The sequence below is a fragment of the Rhodospirillales bacterium genome (assembly GCA_023898805.1).
In the GTDB taxonomy this organism is placed as follows: domain Bacteria; phylum Pseudomonadota; class Alphaproteobacteria; order Micavibrionales; family UBA1664; genus UBA6145.
On sequence record CP060260.1, the window covers coordinates 780,663 to 798,683 of the forward strand.

21 protein-coding genes are annotated in these 18,021 nt (G+C 59.0%); 15 read left to right on the plus strand and 6 right to left on the minus strand.

Annotation, left to right across the window (positions count from 1 at the left end):
- The first annotated feature begins 12 nt into the window (after positions 1-12).
- Positions 13-2,280: a response regulator gene (locus H6866_03920; GenBank protein ID USO08368.1), complete on the plus strand. Its 2,268-nt coding sequence runs from the start codon at positions 13-15 to the stop codon at positions 2,278-2,280.
- Positions 2,281-2,351: 71 nt separating this feature from the next.
- Here the strand turns inward: H6866_03920 and H6866_03925 are convergent, their stop codons facing one another.
- Entirely contained in the window at positions 2,352-2,897 is a 546-nt protein-coding gene (locus tag H6866_03925; protein ID USO08369.1) for a sigma-70 family RNA polymerase sigma factor, read from the minus strand.
- Positions 2,898-3,053: 156 nt separating this feature from the next.
- Between H6866_03925 and H6866_03930 the strand changes: the two genes are divergently transcribed.
- The 5 genes from H6866_03930 (at position 3,054) to H6866_03950 (ending at position 6,191) form a co-directional block, all read left to right on the plus strand.
- Positions 3,054-3,791, plus strand: a complete 738-nt coding sequence (locus H6866_03930) for a response regulator transcription factor (GenBank protein USO08370.1) — start codon at positions 3,054-3,056, stop codon at positions 3,789-3,791.
- 106 nt (positions 3,792-3,897) lie between these two features.
- Positions 3,898-4,188, plus strand: a complete 291-nt coding sequence (locus H6866_03935; GenBank protein USO08371.1) for a hypothetical protein — start codon at positions 3,898-3,900, stop codon at positions 4,186-4,188.
- Between the two features lie 24 nt (positions 4,189-4,212).
- Entirely contained in the window at positions 4,213-4,668 is a 456-nt protein-coding gene (locus H6866_03940) for a hypothetical protein (protein ID USO08372.1), read from the plus strand.
- Between the two features lie 59 nt (positions 4,669-4,727).
- Complete coding sequence (locus H6866_03945) at positions 4,728-5,768, plus strand: lipid A deacylase LpxR family protein (GenBank protein ID USO08373.1); 1,041 nt, start codon at positions 4,728-4,730, stop codon at positions 5,766-5,768.
- 156 nt (positions 5,769-5,924) lie between these two features.
- Positions 5,925-6,191 (plus strand): hypothetical protein, encoded by a 267-nt coding sequence (locus H6866_03950; protein ID USO08374.1) that lies wholly within the window; start codon positions 5,925-5,927, stop codon positions 6,189-6,191.
- 99 nt (positions 6,192-6,290) lie between these two features.
- On the opposite strand, the gene msrA is transcribed toward H6866_03950, so the two are convergent.
- A complete protein-coding gene (gene msrA, locus H6866_03955) occupies positions 6,291-6,872 on the minus strand; it encodes a peptide-methionine (S)-S-oxide reductase MsrA (protein ID USO08375.1) in 582 nt (193 codons plus the stop codon).
- Between the two features lie 294 nt (positions 6,873-7,166).
- On the opposite strand from msrA, the gene H6866_03960 reads away from it, so the two are divergent.
- Positions 7,167-7,412, plus strand: coding sequence for a hypothetical protein (locus tag H6866_03960; GenBank protein USO08376.1), 246 nt, complete (start codon positions 7,167-7,169; stop codon positions 7,410-7,412).
- Between the two features lie 3 nt (positions 7,413-7,415).
- On the opposite strand, the gene H6866_03965 is transcribed toward H6866_03960, so the two are convergent.
- The gene (locus H6866_03965; GenBank protein USO08377.1) at positions 7,416-8,063 is read right to left on the minus strand and encodes a uracil-DNA glycosylase; all 648 of its coding nucleotides are present in this window, start codon (positions 8,061-8,063) and stop codon (positions 7,416-7,418) included.
- Positions 8,064-8,183: 120 nt separating this feature from the next.
- On the opposite strand from H6866_03965, the gene H6866_03970 reads away from it, so the two are divergent.
- Complete coding sequence (locus H6866_03970; GenBank protein ID USO08378.1) at positions 8,184-8,576, plus strand: DNA-directed RNA polymerase subunit omega; 393 nt, start codon at positions 8,184-8,186, stop codon at positions 8,574-8,576.
- Between the two features lie 77 nt (positions 8,577-8,653).
- Positions 8,654-10,867: a bifunctional (p)ppGpp synthetase/guanosine-3',5'-bis(diphosphate) 3'-pyrophosphohydrolase gene (locus H6866_03975; protein ID USO08379.1), complete on the plus strand. Its 2,214-nt coding sequence runs from the start codon at positions 8,654-8,656 to the stop codon at positions 10,865-10,867.
- Here H6866_03975 and H6866_03980 read toward each other — a convergent pair.
- Positions 10,836-11,561 (minus strand): hypothetical protein, encoded by a 726-nt coding sequence (locus H6866_03980; protein ID USO08380.1) that lies wholly within the window; start codon positions 11,559-11,561, stop codon positions 10,836-10,838. The two genes, H6866_03975 and H6866_03980, sit on opposite strands and share 32 nt — an antisense overlap.
- A 451-nt stretch (positions 11,562-12,012) precedes the next feature.
- Here H6866_03980 and H6866_03985 point away from each other — a divergent pair, with 451 nt between their 5' ends.
- The 6 genes from H6866_03985 to H6866_04010 all read left to right on the plus strand — a co-directional run bounded on the left by H6866_03985 (position 12,013) and on the right by H6866_04010 (position 16,071).
- Positions 12,013-12,543, plus strand: a complete 531-nt coding sequence (locus H6866_03985) for a DUF2062 domain-containing protein (GenBank protein USO08381.1) — start codon at positions 12,013-12,015, stop codon at positions 12,541-12,543.
- Positions 12,540-12,968 carry a holo-ACP synthase gene (locus tag H6866_03990; protein USO08382.1) on the plus strand — a complete coding sequence of 143 codons (429 nt, stop codon included), beginning with the start codon at positions 12,540-12,542 and terminating at the stop codon, positions 12,966-12,968. The genes H6866_03985 and H6866_03990 overlap by 4 nt, the downstream gene beginning before the upstream one ends.
- 133 nt (positions 12,969-13,101) lie before the next feature.
- Positions 13,102-13,866 (plus strand): signal peptidase I, encoded by a 765-nt coding sequence (gene lepB / locus H6866_03995; protein USO08582.1) that lies wholly within the window; start codon positions 13,102-13,104, stop codon positions 13,864-13,866.
- Positions 13,863-14,546, plus strand: coding sequence for a ribonuclease III (gene rnc / locus H6866_04000; GenBank protein USO08383.1), 684 nt, complete (start codon positions 13,863-13,865; stop codon positions 14,544-14,546). The genes lepB and rnc overlap by 4 nt, the downstream gene beginning before the upstream one ends.
- Positions 14,543-15,436 (plus strand): GTPase Era, encoded by an 894-nt coding sequence (gene era, locus H6866_04005; GenBank protein ID USO08384.1) that lies wholly within the window; start codon positions 14,543-14,545, stop codon positions 15,434-15,436. Before rnc ends, era begins: the two co-directional genes overlap by 4 nt.
- Positions 15,437-15,582: 146 nt before the next feature.
- On the plus strand, positions 15,583-16,071 hold the full coding sequence (locus H6866_04010; protein ID USO08385.1) for a gcrA cell cycle regulator family protein: 489 nt from the start codon (positions 15,583-15,585) through the stop codon (positions 16,069-16,071).
- Positions 16,072-16,130: 59 nt separating this feature from the next.
- On the opposite strand, the gene H6866_04015 is transcribed toward H6866_04010, so the two are convergent.
- Together H6866_04015 and H6866_04020 are read right to left on the minus strand one after the other, a co-directional pair.
- Positions 16,131-16,370 carry a hypothetical protein gene (locus tag H6866_04015; GenBank protein USO08386.1) on the minus strand — a complete coding sequence of 80 codons (240 nt, stop codon included), beginning with the start codon at positions 16,368-16,370 and terminating at the stop codon, positions 16,131-16,133.
- A gap of 82 nt (positions 16,371-16,452) precedes the next feature.
- Entirely contained in the window at positions 16,453-17,955 is a 1,503-nt protein-coding gene (locus H6866_04020) for a M23 family metallopeptidase (protein USO08387.1), read from the minus strand.
- Positions 17,956-18,021: the final 66 nt, after the last annotated feature.

The window sequence follows — 18,021 nt, forward strand, 5'->3', positions numbered from 1 at the left end:
CCCACGTAACAGATGGTCAAAATGAACCTCAACCGTTCACTGATACGCAATTTTTTGACCTTTACGATATTGACGCTGTTTTGCTTTGGCGGACTGGCCTTCATTTTGATGCATACGGGCGCCCGCCTTCGTGACGCGCGCGCGGCGTTGGCCACGTCCAACGAAACTCTGATCGCGACCAGCGAGATCCGCTGGCTTGTCGAAGGCATGATCGACGCCCAGCGCGGTTATCTATTGACCGCCGACGCGGATTTTCTCAAACGCTACGAAGACGACAAGGGCGCCATGTCGGAACAAATCGCCCACCTGTCCGAACTGGTAAGAAACAGTCCTTCGCAACAAAGCCGTCTGGACGAACTGCGGGGCTATTATTCCGGCCTTGCCTTCAAGCTGGAGGAGCGGGCACAGGAATCGAAGCCAAATCAAGCCAGAACCCCCGAAGCCCTTGAAGACGTGCGCTCCATCGACGACCTGCGTCAGGACATCATCCGCCTGCACCGCGATATCATGGCGGAGGAATACGCAGCGCGCGACCGCAACCAGATCCTGACCGGCACACTTCACGGCCGCTATTACGCGACGCTCTGGCTCGGCGGCTTGTTTTGCTGCGTGATGATGATGATGCTCAACGCCTTTCTGCTGCACGCACAGGACAAGCGCGCGAATGCCGAACGCTTCTTGAAGGAATCCGAAGACCGATTTGCAATGGCCGCGAACGGCGCGAATGACGGAATTTTTGACTGGAATCTTGATACCGGATCGGTGTTTTATTCCAGACCGTTCTTTGCAATGCTGGGATACGATCGCCCTTCGCATGTCGGGCACATAGACGATTTCCGCAACCTCATTCACCCCGAAGACGCCGAAAACGTCTGGTCCTATATTGACCGCTACCTGCGCGGCATGGTGTCGGAATATTCCGCTATTTTCCGGATGCGGCACGTGACCGGGCGCTGGGTTTGGATCAACGCCCGCGCCAAGGCAGTCTATGACGATGCTGGCCGACCGCACCGCATGGTCGGCGCGCATACCGACATCACTTACCTCAAGGAACAGCAGCACCGCCTGGAAGACGCCAAACATCAGGCTGAAAACGCCTCGCGCGCCAAGACCGAATTCTTGGCCCATATGTCGCACGAAATCCGCACGCCGCTGACCGCAATCAGCGGTATCGCGGAAATCATGGACCGCCAGAAAGAGCGGCTTGATGAAAAGCAGCGCCAGCTTGTCGCCACCCTGCTGACATCGACTTCCTCGCTTAAGGATCTGGTCAACGACGTTCTCGACTTCTCAAAAATCGAAAGCGGCGAAATCACGCTGGAATCCAAGGAGTTTGAGATCAGCCACCTGTTCCAGCAGGTGATCAGCATCACCGCGCTCAACGCCTGTGAAAAGGGCCTGAAATTCATGGTCGATTACGACGCGGTCAACGGCATGACCTACCGCGGCGACCCTTTGCGTATCCGCCAGATCCTGATCAACCTGATCGGCAACGCGATCAAATTCACCGACACGGGCCGCGTCGACGTTGTGGTCAAACGCGAAACCGGCCCGGCCCCAAGCGTCGATCAGATCCGCGTCGAGGTGCGCGACACCGGCATCGGCGTAAGCCCGGCCGCGATGGGCCTGATCTTTGAACGCTTTAAGCAGGGCGATTCCTCGGTTTCGCGCAAATACGGCGGCACAGGTCTGGGCCTGCCCATTTCGCGCAACCTCGCACGTCTGATGGGTGGCGAAATCACGGCCCAAAGCGAACCGGGAAAGGGGTCATGCTTTACCCTTGTCCTGCCGCTTGAAGTCATGAGCCTCAAGACAGGCGAGGACAAAATCACCGCGCTAGCGCCCATCGCAAAGACACCGCCTGTTGACCGGTCAGGTGCTATTGATGGAAAAAAACGCATATTGGTAGCCGAGGATTACGAGGGCAATATTGTGGTCGTCGGTTATTTTCTTGAAGATATGAACCTGCCCTTTGATATCGCACGTTCGGGCCAGCAAGCACTCGATCAATGGGAACGACGTCATTACGATTTGATCCTGATGGATATCCAGATGCCGGAAATGGACGGCTTTACAGCCACCCGCAAAATCCGGGAAGCCGAGGCGCGCGACAACTTACCGCGTACGCCGATCATCGGCATGACCGCGCACGCGCTGGTCGGTGATCGGGACAAATGCATCGAAGCGGGCATGGATGCCTACCTCTCCAAGCCGATCGTCGAGACGGATTTACGCAACCTGATTCTCGATTACCTTAATCGCGGCGATAAGGCCGCCTGATTTTACGAAGGCAAAATAAAACCGGCCACCCGAGGGGAGGGCAGCCGGTTTTGCGTCACAGCCAGCAGGGATCAGGCGGCCGCAACGGAACGCATATCCTTGTAATAGCCACTCTGATGCGGCGGGACGAACCCAACACGCGGCGTATCCATAAGCGCCTGCAAGTGTTCGCGCGCACGGCTCAGGCGCGATCGCACTGTGCCAAGAGGGACATCGAGAATTTCCGCGACTTCTTGATATTGCATGCCTTTGATGCAAACCATGATCAGAATGTCCCGGTGGTCGCCGGAAAGCTTTTGCATCGCCTCTTCGACCTCCACCAGTTGCACCTTGGTTTCGCTCGACGCCTCGACGCCTTCACGCTCGATGATCGCAGCGGGATCGTAAAGCGATTCAAACTTTGTTCGGCGGCGGTAGTTAGAAACGAACAAATTGAACATGATTTTCGATGTCCATTTGAAAACGTCGGTCCCGTTTTCAAACAGATGCTTTTTCTCGATCGCCCGCAAAAGCGTAGATTGCAAAAGATCCTCGGCCTCGGCTCGACCGATGCAAAGACGCGAGGCGAACTTACGTAGATGACCCATTTCTTGCACGAGGGCAGCTTGGTTCAGCATGGTTGTCTCCGTATCGATGTGGTTCGTTGTTAATGAAAGCTAAGCTAGGTATGCGCTGTAACACCTGTTTGTCGCTTTCGTATCGGAACGGAAAAACTTCGTTTCGTTTTTGTAACAAACTGCTATAGGCTGCGGGAAACTAGGAAAATTCAGCTGATGAGCCCCCAGAAAGCCGTCGTTCTGAGCGTCGATGACGACAAGAACCTCCAGTTCGTCCTGCGCGAATATCTGGAAGGGGATGGTTATCGCGTCCTTGGCGCCGGATCGGGGCGAGAGCTTGAGGAAAGACTAAAGGGTGACCCGTTCGACGTCGTGCTACTTGACCTGATGCTTCCGGATTCGCAAGGGCTGGGCCTGATTGGCCGTATTCGCGCCGTAAGCCAGGCGCCCATCATCATCGTATCGGGCAAAAGCGACACCACCGAAAAAATCGTCGGCCTGGAAATGGGCGCTGACGACTACATCACCAAACCATTCGAGATGCGCGAGCTTTCCGCCCGCATCCGCGCGGTCCTGCGCCGCAGCCACGAAACGCCCGCCCCGGCCGCCGCCGGCGCGAACAACGTCAAGGGCGACGACGTGATCCGTTTTGCAAAATGGAAACTCGATCGTACCCAGTATCAAGCTTACGATTCCGCGGGCCATTCGCTGAACCTGACGACCGGCGAATTTCGTCTGCTCGAAGCCTTGGCCGTTTCAGCAAACCGCGCGCTCTCGCGCGAACATCTTTTTGATTTGACGCGGGACGGTAAATTCGACGCCTATGACCGCGCCATCGACATCCAGATCGCCCGCATCCGCAAGAAACTGGACGACGATCCGAAATCCCCCGATTTGATCAAGACGGTACGCGGCGTGGGTTACATGCTGTGCGACGAACCGTTGAAGGGTTAACACCCCCCTTTATATTTTCTCCCTGCTGGAACCATTTCTTTGATGCAACGTTGGCGACAACGGAATACGCAACAACCGAAAATTTCCAAATTCAAGGAGATATGCCATGCAAAAATCCATCCGCAGCGATTTTCCCGAAATCGAGGAAATCCGCAACGACCTTGATTCACTCAAAAACAACGTCGTCGAACTCAGCCGACATCTCAAATCAGAAGGGCGGGTTCAAGCCTCCCGTCTGTCCGATCTTGCCATCGACCGCATCGCCGAACTGCGCAAGAGCGCAGCCAACGAATATCACCGTGCGGAAACCCGCGTGAAGGAAAAACCCGGTCAAAGCATCGCCATCGCCTTTGCCGCCGGCATTCTAGCCAGCGCCGTTCTGAACCGCCGTCATTGATGTCAAAAATCACGGGGGATCACGATGAACAGGCTGCTTGGACTTGCGGAATCGCTGTTTTTGGAAAAACTCCTGACAGGAAATTTCCCGGTTTCGCAAAAAAGCAAGACCGGGGCGATCCTGTTGGTCGCCGCTGCCGCGCTGGGCGCGACGGCAGCCGGTTTTCTGATCACTGCCTTTTGTATATGGGTGGGTACGCAAGTGCCCCCAGCCTCGGCGGCGTTGACGACAGGCGGCTTGATCCTTGCTCTGGCGCTGTGCACGGCGGGCGGGGCGCTGGCGGTGCTTCACCGCCGCGCGAACGCGCGTGCGCCTGTTCCCGGCCTTGGCGCGATGGGCAATGACATGATCGATACGGTACAGTTGGCGGTTTCCATGATCGACGACGAACTGGGCGAAAAAGTGCGCGAAAATCCGCTGACCGCCCTCCTGCTCGCCAGCCTGACCGGCTATGTCGTGGGCGACCGGATACGCCATTAAGCTTTGCCCCGGAACGCAAATTCGTTTCGCTTTTAAAGCCGCGCGCGCTATCAAGGCGTATGAAACGTCTTTGTTTCGCAGCCATCCTGACCGCCTGCCTGACGCCCGTTGCGGCGACCGCGCAGGATGCGGAAAAATCCACAATTGAGGAACGAATCCCTGCAAGTGTCCTCGATACAAGGCGTAATATCTTCACGCTGGTCGTTGAAAACGACCTGTTCATGAATTCGGATTCGAACTACACCAGCGGCGTGCGCCTGTCTTACATGGACGTAAACGTGCATTTCCCGGCTTTCGTACGCGATCTTGCGCACGCCCTGCCGGGCATTTCGATCAACAATACGACCAGCCTTTATTATTCGCTCGGGCAGAACATCTTCACGCCAAAGGATATTCAAAGCCCGGTTCAGAACCCGCGCGACCGCCCGTGGGCCGCGTATCTTTACGGCTCGATGGGCATGGCGACGTTAAGCGCCAACCACGCGGACGAAATCGAACTCAGCCTTGGCGTCGTCGGCCCCGCCGCCTTGGGCGGCCCGGCCCAGAAATTCGTGCACAAACACATTTCCCACAGCCCCGCCCCGCGCGGCTGGCACAACCAGCTTAAAAACGAACCCGGCCTAATGCTGGCCTGGCAGCGCACATGGCCGCAATTCATCAAGGCCGATATCGGCCCGCTGTTTGGAAGTATCGCGCCCTATATCGGCGCGACGCTGGGCAACATCTATACCTATGCGGATGTCGGCATCAATTTCCGCCTCGGCCCCGACAGCGAGAAATGGCAGGACACGCCGCTGCGCGTCCGCCCGGCCATGCCCGGCACCGGGTTTTTTGAAATTCCGAAAAACGAATGGAGCTGGTATCTGTTTGCCGGTATCGGCGGCCGCGCGGTCGCGCGCGATATATTCCTGGACGGCAACACATTCGCCAGATCCCACAGCGTCGAAAAAAACAATTTCGTGGGCGACGCCAACGCGGGTCTGGCCCTGACCTACGGCGCGATACGAATCTCGTTCACCACCGTCTACCGCACGAAACAGTTCAAGACGCAGGACAAACCGGAATCGTTTGGCGCGATCAGCATCGGATACCGCTTTTGATCCGGTATTCCGGAAAGAAACACGGCTTTGTTTCCGAATTGATACAAAATTTTTCACAAACGACACAATCGCGACATACGGATGTTACCGCCCGCGCGCATCCTTTTATTCATGAACGAAGCGCCGCGCCGCGGCCTTATAAAGGAGCACACCGTCATGTTGATCCAGACCCAGAACAAACTCGAAGCCGTTTCCCACCCGCTGATCACGCAGATGTATTTGAAAAAGGATTTCGGGGCGCCCTTCTCGCGCCGTAACGAGGACGTGCTGGTCATTGAAACCGGCTTCCCGGTCGATGAAAGCGACCCCAAAAGCTTCAACACCTGCCTTGCCGATTTGCTGAACGACCTGCCCAGCTTGCAGGCACAGGCCGAGGCGCGCGTAGGCCCATTCGACCGCATCGACATTCGCACCGCGCATTAGACGCGGCGCACGAAGAATTTTTTCATTTGGTTCCCAAGTACCCTCCCTGTCCGACTCGAACCGGCCCTCAAAAGCCGGTTCATTTTTATTTGACGCGGATCATTCGTGTCCGGCCCATATGGCGGCATGTTTGATGTCGCGGCCGCACCCGACACGATAGGCGGCATAGGCCGCCGGATTCTTTTTATAATAATCCTGGTGGTAATCCTCGGCGGGCCAGAACGTCGCGGCATCGCGGATTTCGACCGCCACCGGCTTGCCCAACACCTGCGCGATACGTGTTTTTTCGGTCTGCGCCGTTTCGCGCTCCGCCGCATCCTTGACAAAAATCACCGGCTTGTAACCCGGCCCGAAATCGCAAAACTGGCCGCGCCCGTCGGTCGGGTCGATGGCATGGAAATAATAATCCAGCAATTGCGCGTAACTGGTCTTGCCGGTGTCGTATGTTACCTCCACCGCCTCGACATGCGGATACGGCCCGTCGTGATAATCATCATAGGTCGGGTTCCGGCTATCTCCGCCGCTATACCCCACCACCGTATGGGTAACGCCGGGCGCATGGTCGAGCGCCTTTTGCATGCTCCAGAAGCATCCTGCGGCCAGCACGGTCTTAACCTCCGCCGCCTGCGCCGTCCCAACCCCGAACATGCCCGCCAGCCCCAATATCATCGCAATGCGCATGAAAATCCTCCTTTTAATCCTTGCCCCTGAACTTACGCACCGGGGGCTATAAAAGTTACACCGGCGCATAAAAACGGCATGGCCGTTAAAAAATTTTCGCGCCCATGACCGCGCGCCACGCGCGCAATAAGCCGGAATCAAGAAAAAACGGCGAAAATCAGCCATTTTAATTCCTAAAATTCAATACAAATTGTTCCCAAATTGCATCCAAACTTTAGGCCGCCTTTACGCGCCCGCGGCTATTCTGGACCTAAGAACAAAGAAAAATAAAAAAACGCAGGACAGGGAATTCAAATGATCAAGGGCGCCATTTTCACCGTCATGACCGCGACCGTTCTGACCCACGGCGCAACGTCGGCGTTTCACAAAATTCAGGCTTCCGCCCTGCAGGTCGACGCGGTTTACAAGGCCGCAGGCCAGATCCTCGATGTCGATATGTCCGACTCCGCCGCGCTGGCCTCCGCCAACGCGCATTTGATGGATACCGGCGCCGCGCTGGCACCTCTGGCCGATTACGCAGGCGGCACGTCCTATCAATAACCGTCAAATCCGATCGACCAGATCGCGGCATTGCGCGATGACCGCGCGAAACATCGCCTCGGTCAGCCTGCCCGTATTCGTGTTGTAACGCGATGTATGATAGGTGTCGACCAGCACCCGCCCGCCCGGCAGTTGATGCACCGCCCCGTGTACGAATTTACACGCGGACAACTTCACCCCCAGCGCCTTCAGGACCGCGTTATGCGCGACCAGCCCCTGCGCCAGCACAACGCGCACATGCGCAAGCCGTGCGAATTCGCCTTCCAGAAACGGGCGGCAGGCGCGTTCTTCTTCCGGTAAAGGCTTGTTCTGCGGCGGCACGCAGCGCACCGCGTTGGTAATCCTGCAATTCACCAGCTCCAGCCCGTCATCGGCCCGCGCGTCGAACACCCCGCGCGTGAAACCGAACGCCGCAAGCATGGGATACAGCAGGTATCCCGCATAATCGCCGGTAAAGGGCCGCCCGGTGAAATTGGCCCCTTTAAGCCCGGGCGCAAGCCCCACGATCAACAACCTTGCATCCACCGGCCCGAAGGACGGCACGGGCGCGTTGAACTTATCCGGGAACTGCGCCCGGTTTTGCGACCGGTACGCGGCCAGACGCGGGCAAAGCGCGCAATCGGAATCGGGGGCGGATGGCATCGATGTCATACCCCGCGTTATGGACGCAAGCCATTGAAAAGTCTAGCTTAGATACGAAAACGCTTGCCACGGCAGCCCAAACCCCCTAAAAACCCCCATATAACAACCACGACCCCCATAAGGACGAGCATGGCCCGCGTAACCGTTGAAGACTGCATTCTGGAGATTCCGAACCGTTTTGAACTGGTGATGCTGGCCGCCCAGCGCGCCCGCAAGATCGGCACCGGCGCGGTGCTTACCCTTGACCGCGACAACGACAAGAACCCGGTCGTGGCCCTGCGCGAAATCGCGGAAAAGACCGTGGTCACCGACGAACTCAAGGAAGACCTCACCAGCTCCTACCAGAAAGTCCACATGAACGAGGACGACGAACCCAATCTGGCCGAACTGATGGACGCCGAGGAAAAGGCCCTTGCCGACAACGCCCATCTGGGCATGGAATCCGCCATGGATTCCGACGAGGATGAGGACGAGGACGACGACCTTGAAACCCTTGCCGGCATCGACGCGGACGAGGAATAAACCCTGTTTTAACCGATTGTCTTTAAAAGGGCTGGCGGGATTTCCCCCCGGCCCTTTTCTTTTGCTATACTTGCGCCATGCTTCAGGTTACGCCCCCGACCGGCCCCGCCGCCACGAAACAGCCCGCCGCCCATGATCCGGGTCCGGCGCTGTTGGAACGCGCGCGCGCCTATCTGCCGGCGGAAGACGTGGACAGGATCGCGCGCGCGATCGACTTTGCCCGCGAAAAGCACGAGGGCCAGACGCGGTCTTCCGGCGAACCGTATTATACCCACCCGGTCGAGGTCGCGATCATTCTGGCCGACATGCGCCTGGATACTGCGACCATCCTGACCGCCATCCTGCACGATACGGTCGAGGACACGGACGCGACACTCGACGACCTTAAACGCGACTTCGGGCCCGAGGTCGCACAATTGGTCGACGGCGTCTCGAAACTGACCAAGATCGAAAGCAAGACGGTCGAAGGCAAACAGGCGGAAAATTTCCGCAAACTGGTGCTGGCGATGTCGGAGGACATTCGCGTCCTGTTGGTCAAACTGGCCGACCGGCTGCACAACATGCGCACGCTGCACCATGTCCCGAAAATAGACAAACGCCAGCGTATCGCCGCCGAAACACTGGAAATTTATGCCCCTCTGGCCGAGCGCATCGGCGTCCACGCGATCAAGGAGGAGTTGGAGGATCTGTCCTTCGGCCACCTCAAGCCCGAAGCGCGGGAATCGATCACCGCCCGCCTGTCCTTCCTGCGTTCGGAAGGATCGGACGTCGTCAACGATATCATCACCGGCCTGGACAAAATCCTGAAGGAAGCCGGCATCGCCGCCGAGATCACTGGCCGCGAAAAGACGCGCTATTCCATCTGGAAGAAGATGCAGCGCAAAAACGTCGCCTTCGAGCAGCTGTCCGACATCATGGCCTTCCGCGTCGTCGTCGACTCCCTTGCCGAATGCTACCACGTGCTGGGCGTCATTCATTCAGCCTTCCCCACCGTGCCGGGCCGGTTCAAGGATTACATCTCGACGCCCAAACCCAACGGCTACAAATCGATTCACACTACGGTGCTGGGGCCGCACAACCAGAGAATCGAAATCCAGATCAGAACCCGCGACATGCATTCCGAGGCCGATCTGGGCGTCGCCGCGCACTGGGCCTACAAGAACGGCAGGCCGCCGACGCCGGAAGACCTTAAAAAATTCCGCTGGCTGCGCGACCTGCTCGACATCATCGACGCCGACAAGAAGCCGGAGGAATTCCTTGAAAACACGAAGCTCGCCCTGTTTCAGGACATGGTCTATTGCTTCACGCCCAAGGGCGACCTGATCGAGCTGCCCAACGGCGCGACGCCGATTGACTTCGCCTATGCCATCCACTCGAATGTCGGCGACCGCACCGTATCGGCCAAGATCAACGGCCGCATCGTGCCGCTGAACACCAAGCTGACCAACGGCGATCAGGTCGACATCCAGACCCAGAAGAACCAGACGCCGTCGCCGACATGGGAACGCTTCGCCGTCACCGGCAAGGCCAAATCGCATATCCGCCGCTTTATCCGCCAGCAACAGCGCGACCAGTACGTCCAGCTTGGCCGCGCGATGCTGCAAAAGGTGTTCAAGCAGGAAGGCTACGATTACACGGACAAGGCGGTGCAGCCAGCGGTCGGCCAGTACAAATCTGAAAACGTCGACGACATTTTCGCCGGCATCGGTCAGGGCAATATCGTCGCCCGCGATATTTTCAAGATCCTGTTCCCCAGCCACCGCAGCGAACCCGCGCAAGCCAAGGCGAAGATCCCAGGTCCGTCCGGTACGTTCGACCGCGCGCGCAAGGGCGATTCCGCCCTGCCGATCAAGGGTCTGATCCCCGGTATGGCGGTGCATTACGCGCGCTGCTGCCACCCGCTGCCGGGCGACCGCATCGTCGGCATCGTCACCACCGGCAAGGGCGTGACCGTCCACACCATCGATTGCGAAACGCTGGAAACCTTTGCCGACACGCCGGAGCGCTGGCTCGACGTGCAATGGACCGACGAAAGCGACAAGCCGGAAAACCACGTCGGCCGCCTGAACATCACCATTACAAATACGCAAGGATCGCTGGCCACGCTTTCGACCGTCATCTCGAAAAACGGCGGCAACATCACCAACCTCAAGATCACCAATCGTTCGCTCGATTTCTGGGATATGTTCGTCGACGTCAGCGTCGCCGACACGCGTCACCTCAACGACGTCATCGCCGCGCTGCGCGCGACGTCCTGCGTCATGTCGGTCGAACGCACGCGCGGGCGCTGACCAACGCCTTGTGATGGTCCTTAAGCCGCGGGTCCGTCAGGCACATAAACGTGACGCCCACCCCCCACGCACTCATGGCCAGCTTCATACCGGCATCGTTGTCCTGAAACGCGCCGATCAAAAGTCCCGTGCTTGCCGCGGCGTCCATGGCGGCCGCGATGATCACCGGATATTGCGCCATCATCCCCGCCGCGCGGTTGAAGACGGATTTCGCCCGCTTTGTGCCCGCCTCGGCCAGATTTGCGATTTCCTTTTGAAACAGCATCGTGCCGCCGATCGCGATTTGCACCAGCGTGCCCGAAAACTTGCTCCAGTTGGCATCCATGCCCTGACCGGGATTAAGCGCGCCATAAGCCATGATCGCACTGCCCGCGATCAGTGTCCCGCCGACGATACGAAACCCGGCATCGCGCCAACGTTCGGAATCCGCAAGCGCAAGCGCCGCCGAACACGCCAGAAAAAACCCGCCCGCTGCCATATCGTAAGTCATGGCCAGATCGTTTTTCAGTGCAAACGCGGACCACAATGGTTTGGCCGCATTGTAAGTAAATGCATCCTTAAGCAGGATGACCGCGTTGCCTGCTGTATATCCAATCGACGAAACCGTGCCGCTGCGGCGCATGACGGCACTGCCGAAACGGCTGGCCAAAAGCGCATCCCCGGCACGACGCAAACATGACGCTCTTGTTTTCATATTGTTTATGTACTGGAAAGCACGCCGCCCGGTCAAATTTCGCACCGGAATAAAAAGCGCCCCGTAAAGGGGCGCCCTTTTGTTTATCTGTCTGTAAAGATTAGTGGCGCGCGCCCAGTTTCACCAGCGCCATCGAACGGCGGTCCAGATTGCGCAGGACATGAATTTGCAGCAATTTGAAGTTACGGTCTTCTTTGCGTTTGATCTGTTGTTTCATCACAAGCCTCGTTGGTTTTAGGTATCTCAGGATTTCAGGATAGCGCGCAGCCATCTAATAATCGGTTAACAAGCTATGCGCATAATGCATACCTCACAGCCGTTTACGCCTATACCGGCTACCGCATCAACAGGTTTGACCTTGCCGCCAAATCGCACCATAGTGCGGCCCATGTTCAAATCCCGGCACAGGCCGAAATTAGCCTTACGCATCAAACATTTATTATGGCCCAAAATGGGCCTGAAACGCGTCATGCGCTATTTCTCGCTGCGCATCGTCCGCCTTTCGCACCAGCCGGAACCCTTGGCTCGCGCCATTGCCTGCGGCATCGCGGTATCGTTTTTTCCGGTTTTCGGCATCCACGCGCTGATGGGCGCCGGGCTGGCTTTTCTGATGCGCGCCAACATGGTGGCGGCGGCGCTGTCGACCCTGCTGGTCCCGCCGGTCATCCTGCCGCTGGTCTTTTCGCTCGACTTTCTGGTCGGCCGCCGGATCCTGCGCTATTTCGGCCTGTTCGGTCAGGGCACCGAAGCCAGTTTCAGCCGCACCAACGCCGCCGAAGGTTATTTCCACGAACATTTCAACGACCTGTTCCTGCCCGCCCTGATCGGCTCCGGCCTGTTCATGATTCTGGTCTGGCCCGCGGTTTACATGGCCGCGCACAAGCTGATCGCGGTTCTGGTCCACCGCCATCATCAGCACAAGGCCCGCCGTCGTGCGAAAAAAGCCAAAAAAGCGGCGGACCGGAAAGACGCGGCGTCATGATCATCGGCATCGGCGAGGACACCTGCGACATACGCCGCCTGGCCGAAGTGCTGGCGCGGCACCCCGCGCGCTTTCTCGAACGCTGTTTTACACCCGCCGAACGTGAAAAATCCGCCCGCCGCAAGGGCCGCAACGAACCCGCATCGACGCTGGCCAAGCGCTTTGCCGCCAAGGAGGCCTGCGCCAAGGCGCTGGGCACCGGCCTTGGGCGCGAGGGCGTGTCCTTTCGTGCGATCGGCGTGGTCAACGCGGCCACAGGCGCGCCGACGCTGGAACTGACCGGCGCGGCGGCCATGCGTATGCGTAAAATGACGCCATCCGGCATGACCCCGCGCATCCACGTCACGCTGGGCGACGAATACCCCTATGCCCGCGCCCTCGTCATTATCGAGGCGATTCCGGCAAGCGACCCCCTTGACGCCTGACCGGCCCGCACCCAAGGATACGGACGGCAAAGAACGAAAGCGCACCATGACCGAGACAAGCCCGGAAACCACGCCAGAACCACAACCCGGTTCCACCCCGCCCATGCCCGACCCCGCCATGCCCGGCCCCGCCATGCCCGGCGAAGACCGTCTGAGAAAAGACGCCGAAGGTGCATGGATGGAAATGCTGACCACCGCCTTCTGGGCGATCGCGGTCGCGCTGGTCATCCGCACTTTCCTGTTCGAGCCGTTCAACATCCCATCCGGTTCGATGAAGCCGAACCTGCTGATCGGCGATTACATTTTCGTTTCGAAATTCAGTTACGGCTACTCGCGCTATTCCTTTCCTTTCGGTCTGCCGGTCATAGCGGGACCGGAACGCTGGCTCGGCCACGACCCGAAACAGGGCGACGTCGCGGTCTTCAAACTTCCCACCGACACCGGCATCGATTACATCAAGCGCGTGATCGGCCGCCCCGGTGACACGATCCAGATGCGCGCGGGACGTCTGTACGTCAACGGTACGATCGTGCCGCGCCGTCCGCTTGGCTTTACCATGGATCACCGCCCCGACGGCGACGACATCCGCATGACGGTGTACGAGGAAACACTGCCCGACGGCGTCAAACACACGATCTGGGAGGAAGGCGACGACGGTCCGCTGGACAACACCGCCATATACGACGTGCCACCCGGCCATTATTTCATGATGGGCGACAACCGCGACAACAGTCAGGACAGCCGCGTTCTGGACATGGTGGGCTACGTGCCCTTGCAAAACTTCGTCGGCCGCGCCGAACGCATTTTCTTTTCCACCAACGGCAGCGCGCATTTCTGGGAATTCTGGAAGTGGCCGGTGACCGTCCGCTACTCCCGCCTGTTCAAGGCCGTGCAATGACCGGCGCCGGGGCCACGCTGCAAACTCGCCTGGGTTACGCCTTCCGCGATCCGTCCCTGCTTGACCTCGCCCTTACCCATGCCAGCGCGCCAAGCGCTGTCGACGGTCCGGATTACGAGCGGCTGGAATTTCTTGGCGACCGCGTCCTTGGCCTGATCGTCGCCGAGCGCCTCTACGCCCTGTATCCACACGAACCCGAAGGCGATCTTTCCAAACGCCATACCGCGTTGGTACGCGCGGAAACCTTGGCTGCGATAGCCCGGCGCATCGACATCGGCGCGGCGATGCGCCTGTCCGACGCGGAAAAGGCCGCGGGCGGCGCGCACAACGAAAACATTCTTTCCGACATGCTTGAGGCGGTGATCGGCGCCATATTCCTCGACGGCGGCCTCGACGCCGCGCGCGCCGCGCTCAACCCCCTGCTCGACGCCGACATCGCCGCGATGCCCGCCCCGCCGCGCGACGCCAAGACCGCTTTGCAGGAATGGGCGCAGGCGCATGGGCTGGGCCTGCCTGAATATATATTGGTCGAACGCGCCGGGCCGGACCATGCCCCGTCCTTTACGCTTGCTGTCAAACTTGCTGACGGGCGCACGGCGCAGGGCACGGGCCCGTCCAAGCGCGCGGCGGAAAAACAAGCGGCGCAATCGCTGCTTGAACTGGTCGAGGACCGCACATGACACGCTGTGGCTTCATCGCATTGATTGGCGCACCCAACGCGGGCAAATCCTGTCTGCTCAACGCGCTGGCGGGACACAAAATTTCCATCGTCAGCCCCAAGGTCCAGACGACGCGCACCCGCATCACCGCGATCGTGACCGAAGGTGACCGGCAGGCCGTGTTCATCGACACGCCCGGCATCTTTCGCCCGCGCCGCCGCCTTGATCGCGCGATGGTTGCGGCCGCGCATGACGCGCGCGACGGTGCCGACATCGTGGCCATCGTCGCCGACGCCGCGAAAAAGGACGTGGCCGGAACCGTGAATAAACTGGCCGGACGCCTGACCCGCGACGCGGCGCGACGCGTGATATTGGTTCTCAACAAGATCGATCTGGTGCCGCGCCAGAAACTTTTGCCATTGATCGCACAGCTGAACACACTGGGCTTTGACGCGGTGTTTCTGGTCGCAGCGACACGCGACGACGGCATCGCGGATTTGAAGAGATACCTGTTCGACCACTTGCCCGAAGGCCCGTTCCAATACGACCCGGACCAGACCAGCGACCAGCCGGACGCGATCCTCGCCGCCGAAATCACGCGTGAAAAACTGTTCCTGCGCTTGCATCAGGAACTGCCCTACGGCCTGCATGTCGAAACCGTTTCCTTTGACGAACAGCGCGACGGCAGCCTGCGCATCGAACAGCGCATTCTGGTTTCCGAACCGCGCCACAAAGGCATGGTCATCGGTAAGGAAGGCACGATGCTGGGGCTGGTCGGCCAGATGGCACGCGCCGAGATGGAGGAGATTTTCTCCGCGCGCGTGCATCTTTTCCTTGATGTCGCGGTGCGCACGGGATGGGATGAAAAATCCGACGTCATTTCCGGAATGGGCCTCGACCCACGCGCGTGAATTCCATTTGTGTGGATAAATGAAGACGTGATTCACGAAACGGTTTGCGCGTGAATCCGACTTTGATACTCTCGCTCCACACAATGAAATACATTTCGACGTCGCGCCCGTCAGGCGCGCATGTCGCGGGGGAAAAGGCGCACAGTATGACCAAACAAACCTGGACTGACGAGCGCGTGAACCTGCTCAAATCGATGTGGGGCGCGGGCAAGACCGCCGCCGAAATCGCGCATCAACTGGGCGGCGGCATTACCCGCAACGCCGTGATCGGCAAGGCGCACCGCCTTGGCCTGTCTGGCCGCATTTCACCGATCAGCACCAGAAAGATCGAAAAATCGCACCATATTCCGCCCGCCGCCGCCGCACTGCTTTCGGAGCCTGTCTACGAAAAATCGGCGACCGCGATTTCGATGCTCGAACTCAGCGAACGCACCTGCCGCTGGCCTTTGGGCGATCCGAAAAAATCGGGGTTCCATTTCTGCGGCGCGCGCCCGGTGCCCGGTCTGCCCTATTGCGGGCATCACGCCACCGCCGCCTATCAAAACAATACCCGCAAATTCACGATTCAGGACGACATCGACAACAAGGCGGCCGAGGACGCACTCGAAGCCCTCGACGACGCGATCAATTCCTGATCTTTGAAAAACTATTTCGGATAAAATGAAAAACGGCCCCGTAAAGGGGCCGTAACCGTTTAAAGCCTTACAAGCGTAAAGGGGACGACCCCCGCCCGCTTGTTATGATCCTCGACAACCTCGGAAAGAGGCTCAAAAGAACCGGCCCTGATCTTGAAACTGACACCGGGCAATTGCCAGGCACGCATTCCATCAACGGTGAATTGCGCGATAATCGCATCCGCCGCGCCCATGGTCGCACCATCGCCCGCCACGCTCTTGAATTTAAGAGCCACTGAAATAACCCCAACACCCGCCATGAAAACCTCCGTCTGTGAGGTTTTATGTCATACAATAGGCCTAAGCAGACAGGCAAATTAAAATTCAGGTGGATCGGAAAGCTTAACGCTGCGCGCTGGCCAGTTGCGGACGCGCGTTGGCCAAAAGCTTGGTAAAGCTGTCCCGGGCCGAAGCCGCGACGGCCTGAAAGCGCGCAAGCTGCTTGCCGCCCAGCTTGTTGCCGATCGACAGATTGGCGACCTTGATCGGGTTGACCTGCGTGCCGTTGACCCGGACCTCGAAATGCAGATGCGGACCGGTGGCATAGCCGGTCATGCCGACCCGTCCGATGACCTGGCCTTGCTTGACGCGCTGGCCGGCCTTGACGTTGATCGCGCTCATATGGCCATAGCCGGTTTCATACGTGCCGTTATGGCGGATCAGCACGAATTTGCCGAAACCGTTGACCCAGCCCGCGCGTTCGATCACCCCGTCGCCTGCGGCGAAGATCGGCGTCCCCGTCGGCGCGCCGAAATCCACGCCCTTGTGCATCCTTGTATAGCCGAGGATCGGATGGTGCCGCACCCCGAAGCCGGAGGTAACCCGCGCCCCGTCGATCGGCGTGCGCATCAGCGCCTTTTTGATCGGGTTGCCCTTGGCGTCGAAATATTCGGCCGTGCCGTCATGGTCGAAACGATAGATGATATTGGCCTTGCCGCGCAGATACAGGGCGGCATAGATCAGGTTCTGGCCGCGGACAAAGCCGCCGTCCTCGGTCCGGTTGACATCGTACAAAAGCTCGACCCGGTCGCCCGCCCAGATGTCGCGCCCGAAATCGACGTTATAGGAATAGGTCTTGATCAGGTCGGCAATAATGGAATCCGGCACGCCCGCGCGGTGCAGATCGCCGTATAAAGAGGTATGGATGGTGGTACGCGCGGCACGGATTTCATGGCTGAGCGGCAATTCCGCCTTTTCCACCTTGAACGCCCCGCCCGCGCCCTGACGCAGGATGATGCGAGTCAGCGGCGTCGGCGCGAATTCCATCGAGGTCAGATGGGCATTGGCACCGCCCTCGCGCTTGTAATGCAGGGTTACGGCCTGCCCGGTTTTAAGCGTCCGCGGGTCGAGATGGTCGCGCAGCGCGTCGATCGCCTCGCTGGCCGCTTCGGTATCAAGCGCGGCATTCTGCATCAGGTCGGAAAGCGTATCACCCGACTTCACCTTGACCACGCGGGTATAGACAGCGGGCAGTGCCATCGCGGGTTTTGCTATGGGCGTGATTGAAACTGCACTGGCAGGCACCTTGGTGACAGGGTCGGTAACGTCTGCTTGCCGAGCGATACCCGCGTCGATGCCCATCGCGATGTCGCCCATGCTGGCCTGGGCCTGCGGGATCGACAGGCCCTGATGCCCCGTCCACGACAGATTGGTGGAAGCAAGCCCCAGAAACGCCGCCGCGATCAATGCGACATAACGCAGACGCAAACGACCGGCACGGGTAAACACATGGCGGTCCTTGACCGGCAGACTGCCGGAACGCAGGGCATGAAAAACGGTCGCGGGCGCGCAAGACAGGGCATGCCGCCCCTCGACCGCAAGCCGCAATAGAATCTCTTTTACCAAACTGGTCAGCAACCCGCCCAAGCGATAGATACTCTTTTTGTCGTTAATCCAGTTAATCCAACCAAA